The following is a 20,187-nucleotide window of genomic DNA, read 5'->3' as shown; positions in this document are numbered from 1 at the left end:
AATTGATTATAAGCCTTAAACCTTTTAAGGGTACACTACCTCGGTACAAGCCCACAAGGCATTTGATGGAAACATTTTTTTAATTTCGAGCCAAGCCTCAAAGCATTATACCTTTTAGAGGTGCCAATAAAATCTCAGGATTTCCTATTAAGAAATGTTGAAGCTTTCGAAACCCTAAACATTATGAAATATGTTAAAAAAAGACTAACTTCGGGTTTTAATCATCAACAAAAACCTTTTATAACAATATTTAGGTTAAAATAACAATCATTATAAAACAATAAACTGATTCCTTAATATTTTATTGGAACCTGATTAAGGTCATATTTTTATAAGAACAGAGTTTTTAAATTGTGCTAAGTTTTGTAGAATTTACATAAAATTAATAAAGAATAATCAATTTATTACCGCCCCGACCCGATGAAACCATCCTTCAAAATTCTACCTGAACGTGGCTCCAACTGGCGCCAAATTGCTTTATTTTTTATAGCCGTTATTATTGGTTTGGGACTTTTTATGATGAGAGAAGCCAGGGTCACTTCATATCTTTCCGACGATCCACAGGCCTGTGTAAACTGCCATGTAATGACTCCGGTATACAATAGCTGGATGAACAGTTCTCACCGAGAGTGGGCTAATTGTAATGATTGCCATGTTCCTCATGATAATTTTGTAAATAAATACTACTTCAAAGCCAAAGATGGTTTATACCATGCCTCGGTTTTTACTGCCCGGGCCGAGCCAGATGTAATAGAAATGAGAGAAGCTTCACAGGAAGTGGTTCAACAAAACTGCATTAGGTGCCATGTGCAACAGGTTACCCAGGTTAAATATGATGGTTGGATTGAAGATCATAGGGAGAAACGCACCGGCAGGCAATGCTGGAGTTGCCACCAACAGGTTCCTCACGGAAAAATTCACGGCTTACATAGCATTAAATATAATTTAGCACCAATTCCAACCGATAAAGAAGAAATGGTTATCCCCGATTGGTTGGCAGAACAAACCTCCAAAAAATTACAAGAATGAAAAACAAAGTTCTTTTTATTGTTACTATTATTGTTGTGTTTCTTTTGGGGCTATTAGCCTCGAGTATCATCAACAGAAAATCTGAGGCAAAATATGAGTTTGTGCCCAAAGTGGAAATTAGTGAAAATGAACCCAGAAATGAAGTTTGGGGGGAGAATTACCCAAAGGAATACCAGTCTTATCTTCAAACAAAAGATACCACATTTAGATCTTTTCAAGGAGGCTCGTCTATGATTGATGTTTTAGAGGAAGACCCCAACCTGGTAATTCTTTTTGCCGGTTACGGATTCTCTAAAGACTATAATCAGGGACGCGGACACGCCTATGCTATAGAAGATATTCATAACACCTTAAGAACCGGTGGCCCCGAAGGAGAAGGAGATGGCCCAATGCCCTCTACCTGCTGGACCTGTAAAAGCCCCGATGTTCCCCGCCTTATGGATGAGATTGGCGTAACTGAATTTTACAGTGGTAAATGGGCCGATAAAGGAGACCAGGTGGTAAACCCAATTGGCTGTGCCGATTGTCACGATCCCAAAAGCATGAAACTTCGTATTACAAGACCTGCCCTAGTTGAGGCCTTTGACGCTATGGGCAAAGATATCAACGATGCTACCCATAACGAGATGCGTTCCCTTGTTTGCGCGCAATGTCACGTGGAATACTATTTTAATAAAGATCTTCCCGGTAAAGAAGGAGTGCCTTATCTTGTTTTCCCCTGGAAAGAAGGTATGAGTGTGGAAGACATGGAAAAATACTATGATAATATAGAATTTTCAGACTGGACCCACCAGTTAAGTAAAGCACCCATGCTGAAAGCACAACACCCCGGATATGAAACCTTTAAAACCGGTGTACACGCAGATAGAGGGGTTTCTTGTGCAGATTGCCATATGCCGTATAAAAGCGAAGGCGGCCAGAAATTTACCGATCACCATATCCAGTCTCCACTTAACAATACCTCAAATGCCTGCCAGGTATGCCATAGAGAAGAATCAAAAAAGTTGATTGAAAATGTTTATGAAAGACAGGCAAAATCTACTGAGAACAGGTTAAAACTTGAAGATTTATTGGTAAGAGCCCATTTAGAAGCTAAAAAATGTTGGGATTTAGGTGCAACAGAAGAGCAAATGAAAGATATACTTACAGATATTCGCCACGCACAATGGCGATGGGATTTTTCGGCTGCAGCTCACGGAGCTTCATTCCATGCACCGGTAGAGATTGCTAGAGTTATAGGTGGAGGCCTTGTAAAAGCTCAGGATGCCCGACTTAAGTTAAGTCGTTTGTTGGCCGACCTTGGCCATAACAAGCCTATTGAAATGCCCGACATTAACACCAAAGAAAAAGCTCAAAAATATATTGGCCTGGATATAGAGAAGCTTGAGGCTGAAAAAGAGCGCTTCAAAGAAAACCTTCTTCCTAAATGGATGGAACAAGCCGAAGAGCGAGAAGCAAAAATGGATACAAAAAAAGCAGTAACCTCAACAGAAGAATAAATTAATTCCCTATAAGTCAACGAAGCACCAAACAAATAGATTTTTTGATTTCGAAACAAGTTTCGGAGTATAATTAAGGATTGATTTATATGGGAGGATGTCTCAAAAAGTTCTAAAAATCGTCATTTTAGGTTTATTTTTCAGCGTTTAAAAGGCTGAAAACTTATTAGAACCTCGAAATAAATTCGGGGTGAATTCTACAAAAAATTTAGCTTGACCATATCTAACTTTTAGACAACCTCCCATATTTTATAGAGAAAAAAGAAATTAAATGAAGAAATTATACAAGCTCTTTGCATCACCGGTTTTAGCTATCATCTTATTGTTTGCCTACGCTATAGCAATGGCCGTCGCTACCTTTGTAGAAAATGATTTTGGCACCGCAACTGCCTGGCAATTAATTTACGACTCCCTATGGTTTGAGCTCATCATGCTTGGGCTGGGGTTAAGCTTTTTAGCCAATACTTTTAAATATAACCTCTGGAGAAAGGAAAAATGGGCCATCCTACTATTTCATTTGGCATTTATTGTAATACTTATTGGTGCGGGAATTACCAGGTATACTTCTTACGGAGGAATTATGCGAATTCGTGAGGGTGCAACTTCAAACACAATTATTTCAGATACTAATTTTTTAAAGTTTACCGTAAGCGATCAAAATAAATCGAAAACATTGGAAAAAAGAATAAGCTTTTCGCCAATTGGAGATAATGACTTTTCTATAGAATCCGAATTCAATAATGTACCAGTAAGCGTTAGTTATAATGAATTTGTAGCCGATGCTGTTCCGGAAATCGTAGATGACGTTGATGAAGGAAAACCTATGTTGCAAATGGTAGTTTCTGCAGGAAGCCGACGCCAAACTATTTTTCTTCAAAAAGGAGAGATAGAAAGTATTGGAGAGCATAATCATTTGGTTGGTTTTGAAGCTGAAGGGGAAGGAGTTATAAATATTATTGAAGAAAATGGTAGGTTTAAGATTAAATCTCCCCGAAGCCTTGGAACCTTTGCAATGGCTAGCGAGAAAGCAGGCACCCTGGCCAAAGACAGTTTGCATCCAATGCCTTTGAGAACATTATATCGCGATGGGGACGCTTCATTTGTGCCTTTGTCTTACCATCCTAAAGCAGCCATAAAGCTAGTTAGCGGGTCTGAAAAACCTAAAGACAACGACGAACTAAAGGATGATGCGCTTATTGTAAATGTAAAAATTGGAGAAAAGGAGGAGGAAGTAAATTTATTATACAGAGAGGGTTTTTTGCCCTCACAACACGAGATAGAACTGGGAGATACAAAAGTAACGCTATCTTATGGAGCTAAAGCCCTCAATACGCCTTTTGCCATACAACTGGAAGATTTCCAATTAGAGCGTTACCCCGGATCGACAAGTCCCTCTTCTTACGCTAGCGAAGTGAAAGTTATTGATAATGGCAAAGAAATACCGCACCGCATTTATATGAACAATGTACTGGATTATGGTGGGTATCGCTTTTTTCAGGCAAGTTACGATACCGATGAAAAGGGAACGGTACTCGCCGTAAATCACGATGCCACCGGAACTTACGTAACCTATGCCGGATACTACCTAATGATGGTTGGAATGTTCTTCACCCTCTTTGGCAAGGCCTCCAGATTTACCCAAATAAATAAGAAGTTAAAAAAGATGAAAAGCCTAAGCATCTTACTCGCAATATTTTTAAGTAGTTTTAGTGGCTTGCAGGCACAAGAATCAGACCCTGAGATTACAATAGACCTTATTAAACAGCAAGAAATAAACCAACAGCATGCCGAGATGTTTGGAAGACTCCTGGTTCAGGATCTTGACGGCCGTATAAAACCTGTTAATACCCTGGCTTCAGAATTTCTTAGAAAACTCACTTTAAAGCCATATTTTAAATTCAGCAAGAAAGGAGAATCGATTAATTTAGATGCTAATCAGGCATTTTTAGCTATGCATACCTCTCCTAATGTTTGGCAATATATTCCTTTAATTAAAATAGATAAGGAAAAGGCGGGAGGAGCATTTTCTTCGCTGGAATTCAACGAAGACGAAATGGTTTCTTTTACCCAGCTACTTGATGATAAAGGAAATTATTTGTTGGTTAAAGCTATAGAAGATGCCAACCAGAAAAAGCCTGCAGAGCGCAGTGAGCTGGACAAAGAAGTGATTAAAGTAGATGAGCGTTTTAATATTTTATACAATGTTTTTGCCGGTCACTATTTAAAAATTTTTCCTAATAGTAATGATGAAACCAATAAATGGTTTAGTCCCACTCACGATTTTAACGACTTTCCGAAAGAAGATGCGCGTTTTGCGAAGGGCATCATTCCGGGGTATTTTAATGATATAAAAAATAAGGATTGGGCTGCTGCCAGCGAGAAACTAGCTTACATTAAAAAATTTCAGGAAGTTTTGGGGGCCGAAATAATACCCAGTAAAAAGAGAATTGAAGCAGAACTATGGTATAATGAATTAAATCTCAATTTTTGGTTGTTCCAAATTTACTTTACTGTAGGCGCTCTACTCCTATTACTGGCTATTGTGAAAATTTTTGCTAAGAATAAAGCAATAGAAATTGCGTGGAATGCTTTAATTCTGGTAACCTTAGTCAGCTTTCTAGCTTTTACAGGGAATATAATTTTGCGATGGTATGTGGCGCAACATGCTCCCTGGAGTAATGGATATGAAATGTTGGTTTTTGTAGCCTGGACACTTCTTTTATGCGGCTTGCTCACTTTTAGAAAATCTGACTTTGCCCTGCCGCTGGCCACCTTGTTTACAGGTACACTTTTATTTGTAAGTTACCTGGATTGGCTAAATCCTGAAATCACCAATTTAATGCCGGTACTCAAATCGTCATTTTGGTTAAAAGTACATGTAGCAACCATTGTAAGTAGTTATGCACCTTTAGCACTTTCGGCAATTTTAGGCCTAATGGCTTTACTTCTTATTATTTTTAGAACTCCAGGTTCACAAAAAAAGATCAACATAAAAATTAGGGAAATTACTTATATAAACGAGATCTCTATGACCATAGGTTTATTCGTACTGGCCGTAGGCACCTTCTTAGGAGGTATTTGGGCCAACGAATCCTGGGGTAGATACTGGGCATGGGACCCAAAAGAAACCTGGGCACTAATAAGTATTATAGTGTATACAGTGGTACTGCATCTTCGATTTATTCCTGCTTTACGAGGCAGGTATGTGCTAAATGCAGTGAGTGTTTTTGCCTTTGGCTCTATAATTATGACATCTTTTGGTGTAAATTATTACCTATCAGGTTTGCATAGCTACGCCGGGGGCGACCCACTACCGATACCTTCTTTCATTTATGTAGTTTTAGCTGCCTTAATATTTATAGCAATACTGGCATTTTTTAGGGACAAAAAATATAGAAAATCGAAAGTTTCGGCATGATACATATAATTATTGGTTTGTGAAATTATTAAATCAAAGCACATTAAAAACAAACAACACCGCAAAAAGGGAAAGAGATATTCAATGAAAAAAGTTTTAAAGCCATATTTAAGCAGTAAACAATCATCGATATTTATATAGCAAAGTATAATTCTACCGCTCATGACTAACAGATCTTCTTTTAAACTTGCATTATTCTTACTATTTTTAGTAAATGAAGTCGTAGCACAGACTTTTGAAGCAGAAGCCGACCTAAGAGCCCGTTTTGAATACCGGCACGGTTATAACGATCTTTTTTCAAATGATGCCGATCCCGGCGTATTTGTACAGCAACGAACCCGCCTGAACTTAGGCTATAGTGCTGAAAAACTACAATTATTTATTGCCGTACAGGATGTGAGCACCTGGGGGGATACCCGCCAAATTTTACCTGTAGATGGGAATGACTCCTTTTCCCTGTTTCAGGCCTATGCGCTACTAAACTTCAATGAAAATTGGTCTACTAAAGTAGGAAGGCAGGTAATAAGTTACGATAATCAGCGCATATTTGGCGGATTGGACTGGGCTATGCAGGGTCGTTTTCATGATGCCGCATTATTGAAATATCAGAAAAATGGCTTTAATTTGGATTTAGGAACTGCTTTTAGCCAGGAACAACCTAAAAACGAAGGAAACACATATAGGATTACCGGTTTTTTTACATATAAAACAATGCAATATGCTTATCTAAAGAAAGCCTGGGATAAAAGTTCTGCAAGTTTTTTATTTCTAAACAACGGGTTTCAAGGCTTTACTGGCCCCAATAACGCCACTCCAGACGATGTTTATTATCGTCAAACCATGGGTAGTTATTTCCAATTTCCAATACAAAAAGTAAAGATGGAGGGTTCGGCTTACTACCAGTTTGGAAAAGCCAACAATACCACCGATCTCTCAGCATACCAGCTATCCCTGGAAGCCACTTATAAACCCGGTAGTACTCTTTTTGGGTTAGGAATAGAAATGTTAAGCGGAACCGACCAGGAAGGAGCATCTAAAAATAAATCGTTTTTCCCTTTATATGGCACCAATCATAAATTTAATGGGTTTATGGACTATTTCTATGTGGGCAACCACGCCAACAGTGTAGGTTTAAACGATCTATATGCCAAGGCTAATTTCAGAACCGGTGAAAAATCAAATCTTTTGCTAAAAGCTCATTATTTTATGGCCAATGCAAAATTGCAAAATAACGCAGACAAGTATTTAGGTACAGAAATAGACCTTGTTTATTCTAATAAATTAATGAAATATGTAAATCTTAATGTTGGTTATTCACACATGTTTGCATCAGATAGTATGAGCCTGGTAAAAGGAGGAAAACCTAGCGACAATACTAATAATTGGGCCTGGGTTCAGCTTAATGTAAACCCTAAATTATTTTCTTTAGATTTTTAGAAACAATGTACTTAATACACCTAAAAAATTCAGAAAGTAAATTTCATCGCAACAATTCTGGCAAACATTTACTAGCGATTTCCGAATCAAGTAATTTTAATCAAGAATAATCTGGAGTCACCAATGAATCTTTTCCTTTTTTCTCCAGCTTTAAAGCTTTTGATTTTAATTATCTAAATCCTCAATTTTTTACTCCAAATGCATTAGTATGATTTCTCTTAGACAGCCGTTTAGCATAATCTTTAGAAATAGCAATTTGCTTTATTCAATTTATAACCAAAAAAACGGTAAAGATAAATTCAGTTTTTAAGATTCTCAAACCAGAAATTTAACTTAATATTGCCGGGATTTTCGGTTACAATGCTTTTAAGGTATTGTATTAAAAGGGAATCAGGTGTAAATCCTGAACAGTTCCCGCTGCTGTAAATCCCTTCCTTAATTTTTAGGAAAATCTTTTTATGGATACCACTGTCTTTTGGGACGGGAAGGTTTAAAAAGAGGGAGAAGTCAGAAAACCTGCCGGAAACATAAGGAACAAAGCTTTCGGGAGTTATTGCTTTGGGTAGGTCTTCTATTCTAACTATATCCCCTGCTGTTTTGTTTTGTAAAATAAGTTAATTCCAATTATTAACCTTTATACAAATCAAATGCAACAAAAATCATTTTTTAAATCATTAATCCTTATTGGAGGTATTTTACTTTTTTCATCTTGTAGCAAAGATGACGGCCCAGGCATAATTCCTATGGAGTTTGCGGATCTAAATTACCAGAAAGATTACGAATTAACCCTGGGAGATACTTTATCTATTAATCCTGAAATTCTAAATTTACCGGAAGGGACAGGTTTTAGCTGGAAACTAGGTGATGATAAAGTTTCTGAAGCTCAAAACCTTCATTACGCCCCCAAGCAATTTGGCACATTTGCACTACAATTTAAAGCATTGGCGAATAACGACTCTCTGCTGCGCTCTTATGAAGTTACCGTAAATGATCCTTATCAGCTTTATTTCCGCCCAAAAACAGAAAACAGCAGTAAATATATTTCTGAAATTATTGAATATAAACCTGCACCCGGCCAATATATTAATAAAACCTACGGTTCTTTGGAAAGCGCAGAAAAATTAGTGGGTGGAAAATCGGCCATTCTATCTTTAGGAGCATGGGGAGGCTACGTAACGTTCACTTTTGATCATACCATTGAAAATAGAGAAGATGCTAAAGACTTTGTAGTTTATGGTAATGCAATGGGCGGACTTTCTGAACCCGGTATTGTAAAGGTTTCTTTTGATGAGAATGGTAATGGCTTACCAGATGACACCTGGTATGAACTAGCAGGAAGTGCACATCAAAAAGAAGAAACTATATTGAATTATCAATTAACCTACACCAATCCAAAAGAGTACGCCAATGTACCCTGGGAAGATAACCAGGAAAACCAGGACAGTGTAATGGTTAATCCCTACCACTCCCAAAATTACTATCCACTCTTTATTGAAGAAAAGGATAAAATGAGTTTTAACGGAACCCGGGTTTACCCTAAGGTGAGCCTGGAAGGATTTGCCTCTATAGATGCACTTGAATGGGGGTATGTAGACAATTTTGATGCTGATTATAATACTTATGCCGGAAACGCCATGGATTTGGATTGGGCAGTAGATGATAATATGAACCCCGTAGCATTAAGAGGTGTAGATTTTATAAGCGTCTACACAGGGGCGCAGGGAAATGTTGGTTGGCTTGGTGAGATATCAACGGAAATCAAAGGAGCTTCAGATCTATCTATGACCGAGTAAAGCCTCTAATAATATCCTTTATTTATCCTTATATAAGAACTTCACTATTTTTCCAGCTCCAAATAGTATTGTTTTTATATAAGGATAAACCTATAAGCTTAAGCTCATTTGTAAACTTCCCGCGTCCATCTGCCAAACTAAAAATACTTCTAAAAATCAAAAACCGGTAGACTAGGATGCCTTAAACCTTAAATTGATTTCTGCTAAAAGCAAAAACAAGATTAATACTATACTTTTGCAAACGTATTGGCTTAGAAAAGTAATTACCTTGTAACAAGCCATAGATTTTTTAAATCTAGATTATCGAGTAAAATAACATTTTTTATCCTTTAAGAATGTAATACTTTTGTCGCACTAAACAGCGCCAATCTAGCAGAATCCCACAGCATTACCCCCCAATTAAACTTCATGCATTATTTTACAAAATTTACAATAGTACTCTTTTTCAACCTGCTTTTTACTTTTAGTTATGGAATACAACAAAACCCCAAGGACTTTAAAAGTATTGACTCCCTAATTCAGAATAGAGCCCTGGAAAAAGCTAAAGAAGAAAGCTTTCAAATTATCAGGAAACAACCTAAGAATTTTCAAACTGTTGGCAGAGCACACATCTATTTGGGGAAAATAAACCTATTGCAGGGCGAACTGGATATTGCGCTGTCTAATTATATGGATGCCAAAAAGCACCTGGAACTGTTATCTGAAATAGATCGCGTAGAACTATTCTCAGGTATTGGAATAGTGTACTCAAGATCCAAAAACTTTAACAGCGCCGAAGAAAGCTTCAAAAAAGCATTATTGGGCTATAAAAACAATGATTTTTGGTGCCTTAAAACTTTGGTTAACCTCGGCGGGGTTTATATGGAAAAGAATGACCCCAAAGTAATAAAGGTCTACAAAGAGGCTTTGCAGTTGGCTAAAGAAATTGAGCAACCTAAAGTTGAAGCCGTTATTTTAACGAATCTTAGTAATCAATACATCAAAGAATCACAATGGCAATTGGCCATTAACACTGCTAATAAAAGTTTAAGGATAAGGGATAGTTTACAAATGCCTCTATCTGTTATTACTTATAACAATCTAGGCTATGCATTAGTAAATTCGGGCAAAGTACCGGAGGGAATCAATTATTATGAGAAAGCCCTGGCAAAGGCTTCTTCCCAAGAACTACAACAATTATTCTATAACTTACAAAATGCCTATATCAATATAAAAGATTATGAAAAAGGTATAGATTATTATAACCGGTATGATAGCATTAAAGATCAAATAGCAGAAAAAAGGTATGAAGAAAAAATAGCTGCCATTAAAACATTTTATGATACTGCTGAAAAAGAAAGAAAAATTGCCAATCTAGAGGCCGAAAAAAAAGCTCATAACAAAAAAATTACCTGGCTAATTTTTGGGGGCGGTATCTTCTTTCTTCTAATATTGATAATCATTTTCTTTAGAATAAACCATCTTAAAACAAAACAAGCCTTACAGCAGTCGCAACTTCGTAGTAAATTCCTTAGACTTCAATTAAATCCGCATTTTCTTTTTAATGCGCTCCAACAGGTTCAGTATTACATCTATAAAAATGAACCTAATACTTCTATGCAGTATTTAGATAATTTCAGCAAATTAATAAGGCTTATTTTAGAACATTCAGACGAAGAATATATAAATTTAACAGACGAACTGGAAATTTTATCCAACTACCTTGAACTTCAAAAAACCCCTGAAAATCAAGGAATTTCATATCGCATTATTTATAAGGATGTTCATGACCCGGAAACTATTAAAATACCGGTAATGCTACTGCAACCTTTTGTTGAAAATGCCGTAATTCACGGTGCGAGACAGAATAGCGAAAATGGTAAGGTAAAACTTCTGTTCAGGCAAGATGTTAAGAAAAAAGTCCTCTACATAGAAATTGTAGATAATGGAAAAGGCATTCAGACAGACAGGTCTCAAGACCATAAAAAACTTCATCGCTCTATGGGAAGGGAAATTTTAAAAAATAGAGTAGAAGAATTTAATAAAATGAACAAGTCACATATTGTACTAAATGTAGAAAGGGCATGCAATGACAAAGCTTTTCCCGGTACCAAAGTGACCTTGACAGTACCCTATCTTGAATTCTAAATTTGCAGGTTATGAAAGAAATAAATAACGATGTAAAAATTTTAATCCTGGAAGATGATCATGCTTCTTTAGATATGATTAGCGGCTTAATTAGGGTTAACTTTAAGGATTGTTTGGTAGAAACTACGAAAACTATCAAAGAAGCCCAGGTAGCCTTTGAAAATTTCCTTCCCGATATTCTTATCCTGGATATCAACCTCCCAGACGGAAATTCTATGGATTTCTTGGAGAATTTATTCCAAAAAGGCTATAAAAACATTAAGGTTATTTTTACCACAGCTTATTCAAATTATGCGGTAAAAGCTTTTCGCCTAAGTGCCCTGGATTTTCTTCTAAAGCCAATTTCCCCTCAAGATCTTATTTCCGCCATTGAAAAGACTATAAAATCACTTAAAGACCATCGTTATAGTTTAAAACTAGAGACTCTCTTTAGCAACCAACAAATGAAAGCCGAGAAAAAAATAGTTTTAAAAACTCTTGAAGATATTCATATCATTCCTTTAAAAGATATTATTCAGGCACAAGCCGATAATAATTATACTATTTTTTTTCTATGTGACGGTCGCCAAATCTTAGTCTCTAAATCTTTGAAGAATTTTGAAGAAGAGCTACAAAAATTTAATTTCATGAGGGTACATCAGTCGCATCTCATAAACACTATGCATATCTTATCCTATCAAAAGAAAAGACACTGCGTTCAACTGGCAAATAATATTGCAGTACCAGTAGCGCAATCAAAAAGGCAATCACTACTGGAACTATTCAACGAATACTAATCCAGGGAGGTGGAATTCTAAACGAAGCTTATAGAATAATAATTCTTTATTTCAATTGGATTTGCTTATTGAGCTGATACTTACATTTGCTCATAAATTACTCTAAATAGACGTATCATGAAAGCTTCTAAATTTCTTATAATTTTAAGTTTATTTTTATTTGCCAAGCCTGTTCAGGCACAATTATTCGGAAAAATTAAGGATAAGCTTGAAAACAAAGCAGCCGAAATAGTTGAAGAGAAGCTAAATGGTAAAAAGGAAGATAACAAAGAAGGTAAAACTCAAAGCAAAAGTAAAATAACACTAGAAGAAGTTTATGACTTCAAACCAGGGGACTCTACAATTTTCGCTTCCAATTTCAACTCTATACCTAGTGGAGCTATGCCATTAGACTGGAAAACCACAAGTACCGGTGAAGTAGTTAGTATAAATGAAATAGGAGGCAAATGGCTTAAAATGGGGGAAAGAACAACCTATAAGCTCAACAAAAACATCTATTACCCTACCAACTTTACCCTGGAATTTGATATTCTGGTAGCCGCCGATAAAGTTAACGATTTATCTTCCTTATACTTTGGCTTCACTAAAGATAATAGTATTAGAGGTTGGATTTCTAACGAAAATATCTGGGCCGGAAAACTGGAGTATATGAATAACAACGACATAAACATTTCCAGTAGGGCAAATGACCTTTACCAGTCTTCTTCATTCGATCTGGAAACTTACGCCAACCAGGTAATGCATATAGCCATAGAGGTAAACCAAAATAGGGTTAAAATATATTTAGACAAGACAAAAATTGCCGATACCGAACTTTTTAATAATGAAAAAGCCAAACACTTTTACATTAGTAGCCCATTAAGACAAAATCATGGAGCCAGGGTTTTATTCAGCAATTTTGTTGTAAAAACCTATAAATAAAATGCTTCCCACCCGGTTTATGCAGGCAAATTACTCTTAGATAAACCGCGTAGTATTAAACCTCAATTATTACTAAAATTACTATTAGTTCGGCTCGGGGCTTAAACTAAAATAAGCCGGCTTTAATTATTATTCTATATTCACGGCTCTAGCGGCACACTAAGAGCCATTAGAAGGGAGTGTAAAAAATTTCGGCTACCCCTATATCAATCATGTTTATTACCAAAAAATTAATAATAAATCTTTAATTTGGCTGCATAATTTTTACAATCAACAATTTTTAGCCCTTAAAATGCGTATAGCTCAACAACTATTTATCCTACTGGCAATTATAACTTTGCTTTCTTCCTGCGAAAAAGAGAATGATACTCCAAAAACTGATTATTCTATCCAGTCTAATTCAAACTTTGAGCTAACCAGTAAGCACGAAAATGGATGGATAAAGCAAGGGCAATATGAACGTTCTGGGGAACCTTCGGCTGAATTTGAGTATTACGCAAACGGCTATATAAAAACTGCTAAAGTATATGCGAGTTATCCAAAGCAGCATCTTTATATGGAGGTGGGCCGAAGTGAAACCAATAAACCACTTTGGTCTAAATATTATACGCCGGAAGGAAATCTATGGTTTGAAACCAAATATGAAAACGGATTTCCTTTGGTTAAAAAGATTTATAGCGATAAAGGTACTGCCATACATTCCTATACCAATGCTGAGTTAACCTCTGTTGAATTTACCTCAGCAGACAATAGTAACACCACCAAAACAACCTATAACAAAGCAGCCGGAACACGTAATGTCTCTATTAGTCTTAGCGGACAGGATATATTGAACAAAACCTACCCTTATCAAGAACAAGTTGGTTCGGGAATTTACACAGGGAACCATGTCCCGGTGGCCAATCCATTTGGTACAACTGAAGCTTCATATTACACCCTAAATCAATCCTTTTCTCAAAGCCCAACCTGGCAAACCACTGCCAACCCTATAGAATTTATGTATCCGTTTAGGTTATTTGATGAGTTCTACAATCCCGGAGATTACTTTGCCACCAAATTTGCTGTTAGCACCGAATTATACCAATCGGTTATTGAGCAATACCCAATAACTGAAAAAGGCGTTTTAATTGGCGGCGGATCATACCAGGATGGCTACCAGCATTTTCAAAATAATTGGCAGGTAAGAGATTCACTTAGGAAGATCTATAATGAAAACCCGGAACTTTATAAGCTTAAATACGGAAATGAGTATGTAGCCAAGCTGGGGTATGGAAAAATGTTTTTTATCATTGGGGCTATTCGCAACTTACCTACACAAAACGAAGCTGCTAATGAGATTAAAAAAGTTGCCCAAAAGCATATGAATAATTTGATTAGTGGTGATCAAGAACTTACTACAACAGAGCAGGGTTTATTAAATAAAGTTTGGTTTGAAGTAAAATTTTTCTCTACGCTAAAGAAACATCAAAACGGGGTGGTGATCAACTCTTCCCAGAGCTATAAAAACGCCATAATGGAAGTAAATGATGCAGAACCTTCGCTTGTCCAAATGAAATACGAGAGCCTGGAAAACTTATAAAAGCACCATACTAACCTGCCTTCCTTTCCAGGGCCAAATAATGGGTTGTGTTTTGAGTTTTTAAAGGAATAACATTAATCTCGCATTTATAAGTGCTTTTATCCTTCTTATAATTAACCAAAACCTCAGTAAAAGGTTCATCCTTAGCCAATTTATATCTTATTCTCTCTAAAGCAGCCGGATCGGTTTCTTCTCCCTGTAAAAAATGTGGAGTTCTATTAATTGCATATGTACTGCTATATCCCGTCATTTCAGTAAATCCTTCACTCACCCATTCAATCTTAGCCTTTTTATTGGTTACCACTAAGGCATCAAAAGATTTTCCCTTAAAAATAGCATCTAAATCGTTCGTCCATTCAAACTTCTCCGCCAATTCTTTAAAAGTATTAATACTATTCTGTTGCCTTATAATTACTAACTGCCTCGAGTAATAATCATTATAAATATCCCAACTTCTTAGCGGCATCAGTTTAATTTCAGAAGCCCTAATCTCATTTTCTATTGCCCTGGATTCCTCCAAACTAAGAGAGGAAAGGTAAATATCCAGAGACTGCATATTCATAAAGTTTTTCTTCATTATCTTTTCTTTTAACAACAAATACGCTCTTGCTACAGTTTTTTAAAATGGTTAAAAAATAGTTTACAATAATTTTATTAGACAAATAAACTATCTCGGAGTTATACCCTCTGGCGGTGCCAATAAACACACGACAAGCCTGCATATTCTTAGGTGGAAACACCTGGACGTAAAAGCAAGGCCTGGAGCACTAAAACCCGATAACTGAGTAAATTTCAAAATCAATATAACAGGCAATATTAACCAAAAATCCACTAAACATTCTTTAAACCAACGTTAATGTTTGATTTTTTAGCTGAAATATTAGACATAATATAAAAGGAGACCGATTACCAGATAATTTAAAGAAGTACAGAAAATAGAGTAAACTACCTCGGGATATTACACCATTTGGCGGTGTCAATAAAGGAGCAAATACTTTTAAAATCTAGTATTTACGGCAAGCTTTTGAAGGTAAAAAGAAAGCTAGAAATGGCTTTAATTAGGCCTTTCTAAAGCTTTTGCGAATTTCTGAATAAGTTGTACTTTCGGGTCTTTCTAAATAATTAGATATGTCTCAATTTTGGCTGTATTTTAGATTGGGTTTAGAACACGTTCTAGACTGGCAGGCTTACGATCATATTCTGTTTTTAATTGTTTTGGTTACAGCTTACACCTTTAGCAGTTGGAAACGAATTCTTTGGTTGGTAACCCTGTTCACGCTGGGTCATACTCTTGCATTATTTTTATCGGTTTACGGTATTGTTAAAGTAGACGCTGCCTGGGTAGAACTCCTAATTCCGGTGACTATAATTCTGACAGCTTTATACAATTTAGTAACTGCCAGCAAAAAAGATCGTAACAAAAACCATAATCCTCTATATTTTACTACCATTTTCTTTGGCTTAATCCATGGTCTTGGTTTTTCCAGCTATTTCAAAATGGCTTCTGCCAATATTGAAAATAAATTTTTACCACTTCTAGAGTTTGCCCTCGGAATAGAAACAGCCCAGGTTATAGTTGTAATTGCTGTTATGATTCTTGGTTTTATTGCCCAAAACATCTTTTCGGTATCTAAAAGAGACTGGGTATTAATAAGTTCGGCAATAGTTATCGGTATTATTTTGCCTATACTTCAAAAGAATTTTCAGGCTATTTTTTAAATTAGAACGCTCTAACAAAAGCGAAATGGCACCTTAAAAAGCCGGAAAATATTAATAATGAATAAAAGAAAACAATTAAAATACGATAAGGCCTACTTGAGAATTGCTCGCGAATGGAGTAAATTATCGCAATGTAAAAGAAAACAGGTTGGCGCAGTTATTGTAAAAGATAGAATGATAATTTCTGACGGTTTTAACGGCACCCCTACCGGTTTTGAAAATTATTGCGAAGATGATGAAGGCTACACCAAATGGTATGTACTCCACGCTGAGGCCAATGCTATTTTAAAAGTTGCAAGCTCTACTCAATCTTGTAATGGTGCTACATTATATATTACCATGTCACCCTGCAAAGAATGCAGTAAATTAATCCATCAAGCGGGTATTACCAGATTGGTTTACCATGTAGACTATAAAGATAACTCAGGCCTGGAATTTCTAAGAAAAGCCGGGGTAAGCCTTGAACAAATAAATGATTTAGAAGATTGAATACCAGGCAAAAAATATTGATTCCTATTTTTCTTGCTTCAGCCTGCGCCCTGGGCGTATTGCTAGGCGCCAAACTGGATTTCTCTTCTTCTGACGCACTTTTCTCTTCCAACCCAAAAAAGCAAAAGCTCAACCGACTTATAGACTACATAGACTATGAATATGTAGATGATGTGAATACCGACAGTATAGTTGATCTCACAGTGAATAGAATTCTTGAAAATCTAGATCCACATTCGGTATACATACCTAAAGAAGAATATGCAGGGGTCATAGAAAATATGCAAGGGGATTTTGTAGGAATTGGTGTTAGCTTTTATAATGTAAACGATACGGTTGTGGTAATTCAGGCCCTGGAAGGCGGACCTAGCGAAAAAATAGGTATACGTGGTGGAGATCGCATCCTTTATGCCAACGGCACACCACTCTTCAATAAAAACATTAGTAACGATTCACTAACTAAACACTTAAAAGGTGAAGAAAATTCTCAGGTAACCCTTAAAATTAAAAGAAAAGGAATTAAAGATCTACTAACCTTTAAAGTTAAAAGAGGAAGGGTTCCATTAAAAAGTGTAGACGCGGCCTATATGTTACCGCCTGAGCTGGGCTATATTAAAATAAATAGATTTTCTGAAACTACTTATAAAGAGTTTAAAGATGCACTAAGGGACCTTAAGAAAAAAGGAGCTAATAAAATTGCCTTAGACCTTAGAGACAACCCCGGAGGTTATCTTTCTGAAGCTATTAAAATTGTAGATGAATTCCTGGAAGACGAAAAGCTTATACTCTATACAAAAAACAAAAATGGTGCAATTGAAGAAACTTTTTCAAGACAAAAAGGACTTCTGGAGAATGGAGATTTGTATGTACTTATTAATGAAAGTTCAGCCTCTGCCAGTGAGGTTGTAGCCGGCGCCTTACAAGACAACGATCGTGGCACCATTGTAGGTCGTAGGTCTTATGGGAAAGGCCTTGTACAACGTGAAATGGAATTAGGAGACGGTAGCGCAGTTAGGTTAACCATTGCACGTTACTATACTCCAACAGGCCGCTCTATCCAAAAACCTTACAATAACGGAAACGAAAGTTACTTTAAGGATTATATGCGCCGTTACAAGAATGGCGAACTCAACAGCGCCGATAGTATAAATGTAGACGATTCCCTTAGGTATGAAACCCCTAAAGGCAAAGTAGTGTATGGAGGGGGTGGAATTATTCCAGATATTTTTATTCCGCTAGATAGCGATAACGAAAAGAATAACATTAAGCTTCTTCTGCAAGGTGGGTATATGAGTAGGTTTATCTTTAATGTACTGGAGAAAAATAGAAGTTTTTATAACAATGTGCAACGAAAGAATTTTGAGAGTGAAGTAATTATCTCAGATAAAATGGTACAGGATTTCATTGATTTTGTAAACAATGCAAATATTAGACTTGATGTACAGAATCAAAAAAGCCTGGTAAAACAATATTTAAAAGCTGTAATTGCCCAGCAATTATACGGCACCAATGCTTTTGAAAAATTAATCAACAAAAATGACCCAGGAATAAAAAAAGTGCTTGAATTATCGAAAAAAAATCAATAGATTGCAGTTGTGATTGCAATTAATGAGAATCTTATAATTTTCTTTACAATTTCGCCGCTATTTTTCTTCATTATAGCGGTAAGCTTTAGGTTATTGGATAACAGCGCTTGGCTATTTTTACAGAAAGAAATTCTCGTTAACTCCTCTAATGTTTCAATAAGTTGTATAAAAAGTCAAATACAAATTACAGACGATAAAGAATTTAGAAATAAATTAAAACTGGCCCTGCTCTACAGAAGAGTACACCACACGTGTCTAATTTTAATGCTTTTTTCTATACCACTTATGTTTACAGGATATTATATGTTATAGTATTTTATCGTGTACCTTAGTTTGCTCTCCCGTCCATAAACTTAAAATATCTGTTGCTACACTTGCGCCACTTCCACAGGCTATAGCAAATTGACTTCTCCAACCGGCAAGGCTACCTGCTACATAAATACCCGGTTTTACCAAATGATCTTTATTTTTAAGCTGAATACGATTTTTGGACACCTTTGCTTTTTGATGCGGTATCACTTCACTTTCCAATCCTTGAATTCTAAACGGGCTGGTATAACCGGTGGCTACAACTACAATTTCAGTTTGATAATTATTTTTATTGGTAACTACCCTAAAACCCTTGTCTAAAGTAACAATTTCCTTAACTTTTTCTCCCTCTATTTGTTCAATATCGGGATATTGCTCCTTTAAATGAACAACACCTTCTTCCATAATTTGCTTCCCTGTAGTTCCCGGAACCACACCCAAAGCATTATTCAGCATAGCCGAGTTTAGATGAGAGGCTTTTTGATGCATAACTATTCCCACTTGCCTACCCGGAACTACACCTTTTTGGATAGCTGAACCCAAAATTAGCGCGCAAGACATTCCTGCAGCACCACCGCCTATAATAATAGTGTCAAATTTCATCTTACGAATTATGCTTTTCAGCAATACTCCTTGAGGTCAACAAAATGCCCATAAGCACAATAAGACAAAGGCTTCCTACTATTACAAGTACAGCTGTTCCACTATCTCCCTTTAAGAGATCGTCAAAATCTAACGCGGTTGTACTGTAGCCCATAATAACTACAGCTAAAAAAATTACGGTATAAATAAATAACTTCATGTAAATAAACTCTGAATGTTAGTGGCAAATAATTTTACAGCAATAGCCAGTAAAATTACACCAAATACTTTTCTTATAACACTAATCCCCTGGCTTCCTAAAACCCGCTCTATTCTATTAGAGGATTTTAGCACCATATATACAAAGATAATATTGATTAGGATAGCGACAATAATATTTATCGCTTCATATTCTGCTTGTAGCGATACCAAGGTAGTAAGCGTACCCGCACCCGCAATTAGTGGGAATGCCAACGGAACAATAGAAGCTGTTTCCGGCTCATCGTCCTTATAAAGCGTTATTCCCAAAATCATTTCAAGGGCTAGAAAAAATAGAATAAATGCGCCGGCCACGGCAAACGAATTTACATCTATCCCAATAAGGTTTAAAATCTCTTTCCCTACAAATAAGAACACAATCATGATAATACCTGCAACAACCGAAGCCTTTTCACTTTGAATATGCCCAACTTTTTTACGCAGGTCTATAATAATTGGGATATTTCCAATAATATCAATTACCGCAAAAAGAATCATTCCGGCTGTAAAAATCTGTTTTACATCTAGTAATTCCCACATAACTACCATTTTAAAAAATATTGCGCAAAAGTAATTTTTAAAAACACAGTATCAAGGAATTAGCAGGTAAAAATTTTATTAAAATTAAGCCTGTTTTTTTTCAGTAAAAATACCGATAGAGCTAT

At 36.2% G+C, this 20,187-nt stretch carries 16 protein-coding genes and 1 riboswitch; of the genes, 12 read left to right on the top strand and 4 right to left on the bottom strand.

Annotated features, from left to right (window positions below; all coding sequences use genetic code 11):
- Positions 1-420 precede the first annotated feature (420 nt).
- From nrfH to GUB10_RS13580, 9 genes are all read left to right on the top strand, one after another.
- Positions 421-1,029, top strand: a complete 609-nt coding sequence (nrfH, locus tag GUB10_RS13620; RefSeq protein ID WP_193712012.1) for a cytochrome c nitrite reductase small subunit — start codon at positions 421-423, stop codon at positions 1,027-1,029.
- A complete protein-coding gene (gene nrfA, locus GUB10_RS13615; RefSeq protein WP_193712011.1) occupies positions 1,026-2,528 on the top strand; it encodes an ammonia-forming cytochrome c nitrite reductase in 1,503 nt (500 codons plus the stop codon). Before nrfH ends, nrfA begins: the two co-directional genes overlap by 4 nt.
- Positions 2,529-2,799: 271 nt before the next feature.
- Entirely contained in the window at positions 2,800-5,946 is a 3,147-nt protein-coding gene (ccsA, locus tag GUB10_RS13610; RefSeq protein ID WP_227740418.1) for a cytochrome c biogenesis protein, read from the top strand.
- Between the two features lie 162 nt (positions 5,947-6,108).
- Complete coding sequence (locus GUB10_RS13605) at positions 6,109-7,383, top strand: alginate export family protein (protein WP_193712010.1); 1,275 nt, start codon at positions 6,109-6,111, stop codon at positions 7,381-7,383.
- Between the two features lie 335 nt (positions 7,384-7,718).
- Positions 7,719-7,922: riboswitch (cobalamin riboswitch) on the top strand.
- Between the two features lie 108 nt (positions 7,923-8,030).
- The gene (locus GUB10_RS13600) at positions 8,031-9,176 is read left to right on the top strand and encodes a PKD domain-containing protein (RefSeq protein WP_193712009.1); all 1,146 of its coding nucleotides are present in this window, start codon (positions 8,031-8,033) and stop codon (positions 9,174-9,176) included.
- Positions 9,177-9,584: 408 nt separating this feature from the next.
- Positions 9,585-11,303 carry a histidine kinase gene (locus GUB10_RS13595; protein ID WP_193712008.1) on the top strand — a complete coding sequence of 573 codons (1,719 nt, stop codon included), beginning with the start codon at positions 9,585-9,587 and terminating at the stop codon, positions 11,301-11,303.
- 11 nt (positions 11,304-11,314) lie between these two features.
- A complete protein-coding gene (locus tag GUB10_RS13590; protein WP_193712007.1) occupies positions 11,315-12,079 on the top strand; it encodes a LytTR family DNA-binding domain-containing protein in 765 nt (254 codons plus the stop codon).
- Positions 12,080-12,196: 117 nt separating this feature from the next.
- A complete protein-coding gene (locus GUB10_RS13585; RefSeq protein WP_193712006.1) occupies positions 12,197-13,000 on the top strand; it encodes a hypothetical protein in 804 nt (267 codons plus the stop codon).
- A gap of 292 nt (positions 13,001-13,292) precedes the next feature.
- Positions 13,293-14,579, top strand: a complete 1,287-nt coding sequence (locus tag GUB10_RS13580; protein WP_193712005.1) for a hypothetical protein — start codon at positions 13,293-13,295, stop codon at positions 14,577-14,579.
- 10 nt (positions 14,580-14,589) lie between these two features.
- Here the strand turns inward: GUB10_RS13580 and GUB10_RS13575 are convergent, their stop codons facing one another.
- Entirely contained in the window at positions 14,590-15,156 is a 567-nt protein-coding gene (locus GUB10_RS13575; RefSeq protein WP_193712004.1) for a PAS domain-containing protein, read from the bottom strand.
- Between the two features lie 551 nt (positions 15,157-15,707).
- On the opposite strand from GUB10_RS13575, the gene GUB10_RS13570 reads away from it, so the two are divergent.
- From GUB10_RS13570 to GUB10_RS13560, 3 genes are read left to right on the top strand one after another with little or no spacing between them, the layout of a single operon-like run.
- Positions 15,708-16,298, top strand: a complete 591-nt coding sequence (locus tag GUB10_RS13570) for a HupE/UreJ family protein (protein ID WP_193712003.1) — start codon at positions 15,708-15,710, stop codon at positions 16,296-16,298.
- A gap of 57 nt (positions 16,299-16,355) precedes the next feature.
- Complete coding sequence (locus tag GUB10_RS13565) at positions 16,356-16,787, top strand: dCMP deaminase family protein (protein WP_193712002.1); 432 nt, start codon at positions 16,356-16,358, stop codon at positions 16,785-16,787.
- Positions 16,784-18,373: a S41 family peptidase gene (locus GUB10_RS13560; RefSeq protein WP_193712001.1), complete on the top strand. Its 1,590-nt coding sequence runs from the start codon at positions 16,784-16,786 to the stop codon at positions 18,371-18,373. The genes GUB10_RS13565 and GUB10_RS13560 overlap by 4 nt, the downstream gene beginning before the upstream one ends.
- A gap of 306 nt (positions 18,374-18,679) precedes the next feature.
- Here GUB10_RS13560 and GUB10_RS13555 read toward each other — a convergent pair whose 3' ends face one another.
- Genes GUB10_RS13555 through GUB10_RS13545 form a run of 3 tightly spaced genes read right to left on the bottom strand, consistent with a single transcriptional unit; the run spans position 18,680 to position 20,062 of the window.
- Positions 18,680-19,285 carry an FAD-dependent oxidoreductase gene (locus tag GUB10_RS13555; protein WP_193712000.1) on the bottom strand — a complete coding sequence of 202 codons (606 nt, stop codon included), beginning with the start codon at positions 19,283-19,285 and terminating at the stop codon, positions 18,680-18,682.
- Between the two features lies 1 nt (position 19,286).
- Positions 19,287-19,484, bottom strand: coding sequence for a hypothetical protein (locus GUB10_RS13550; protein ID WP_193711999.1), 198 nt, complete (start codon positions 19,482-19,484; stop codon positions 19,287-19,289).
- Complete coding sequence (locus GUB10_RS13545; RefSeq protein WP_193711998.1) at positions 19,481-20,062, bottom strand: MarC family protein; 582 nt, start codon at positions 20,060-20,062, stop codon at positions 19,481-19,483. The genes GUB10_RS13550 and GUB10_RS13545 overlap by 4 nt, the downstream gene beginning before the upstream one ends.
- Positions 20,063-20,187: the final 125 nt, after the last annotated feature.

The sequence above is a fragment of the Salegentibacter sp. BLCTC genome, from assembly GCF_015143665.1.
Classification (GTDB): Bacteria; Bacteroidota; Bacteroidia; order Flavobacteriales; family Flavobacteriaceae; genus Salegentibacter; species Salegentibacter maritimus.
This window is presented reverse-complemented; position numbering and strand designations above follow the sequence as displayed.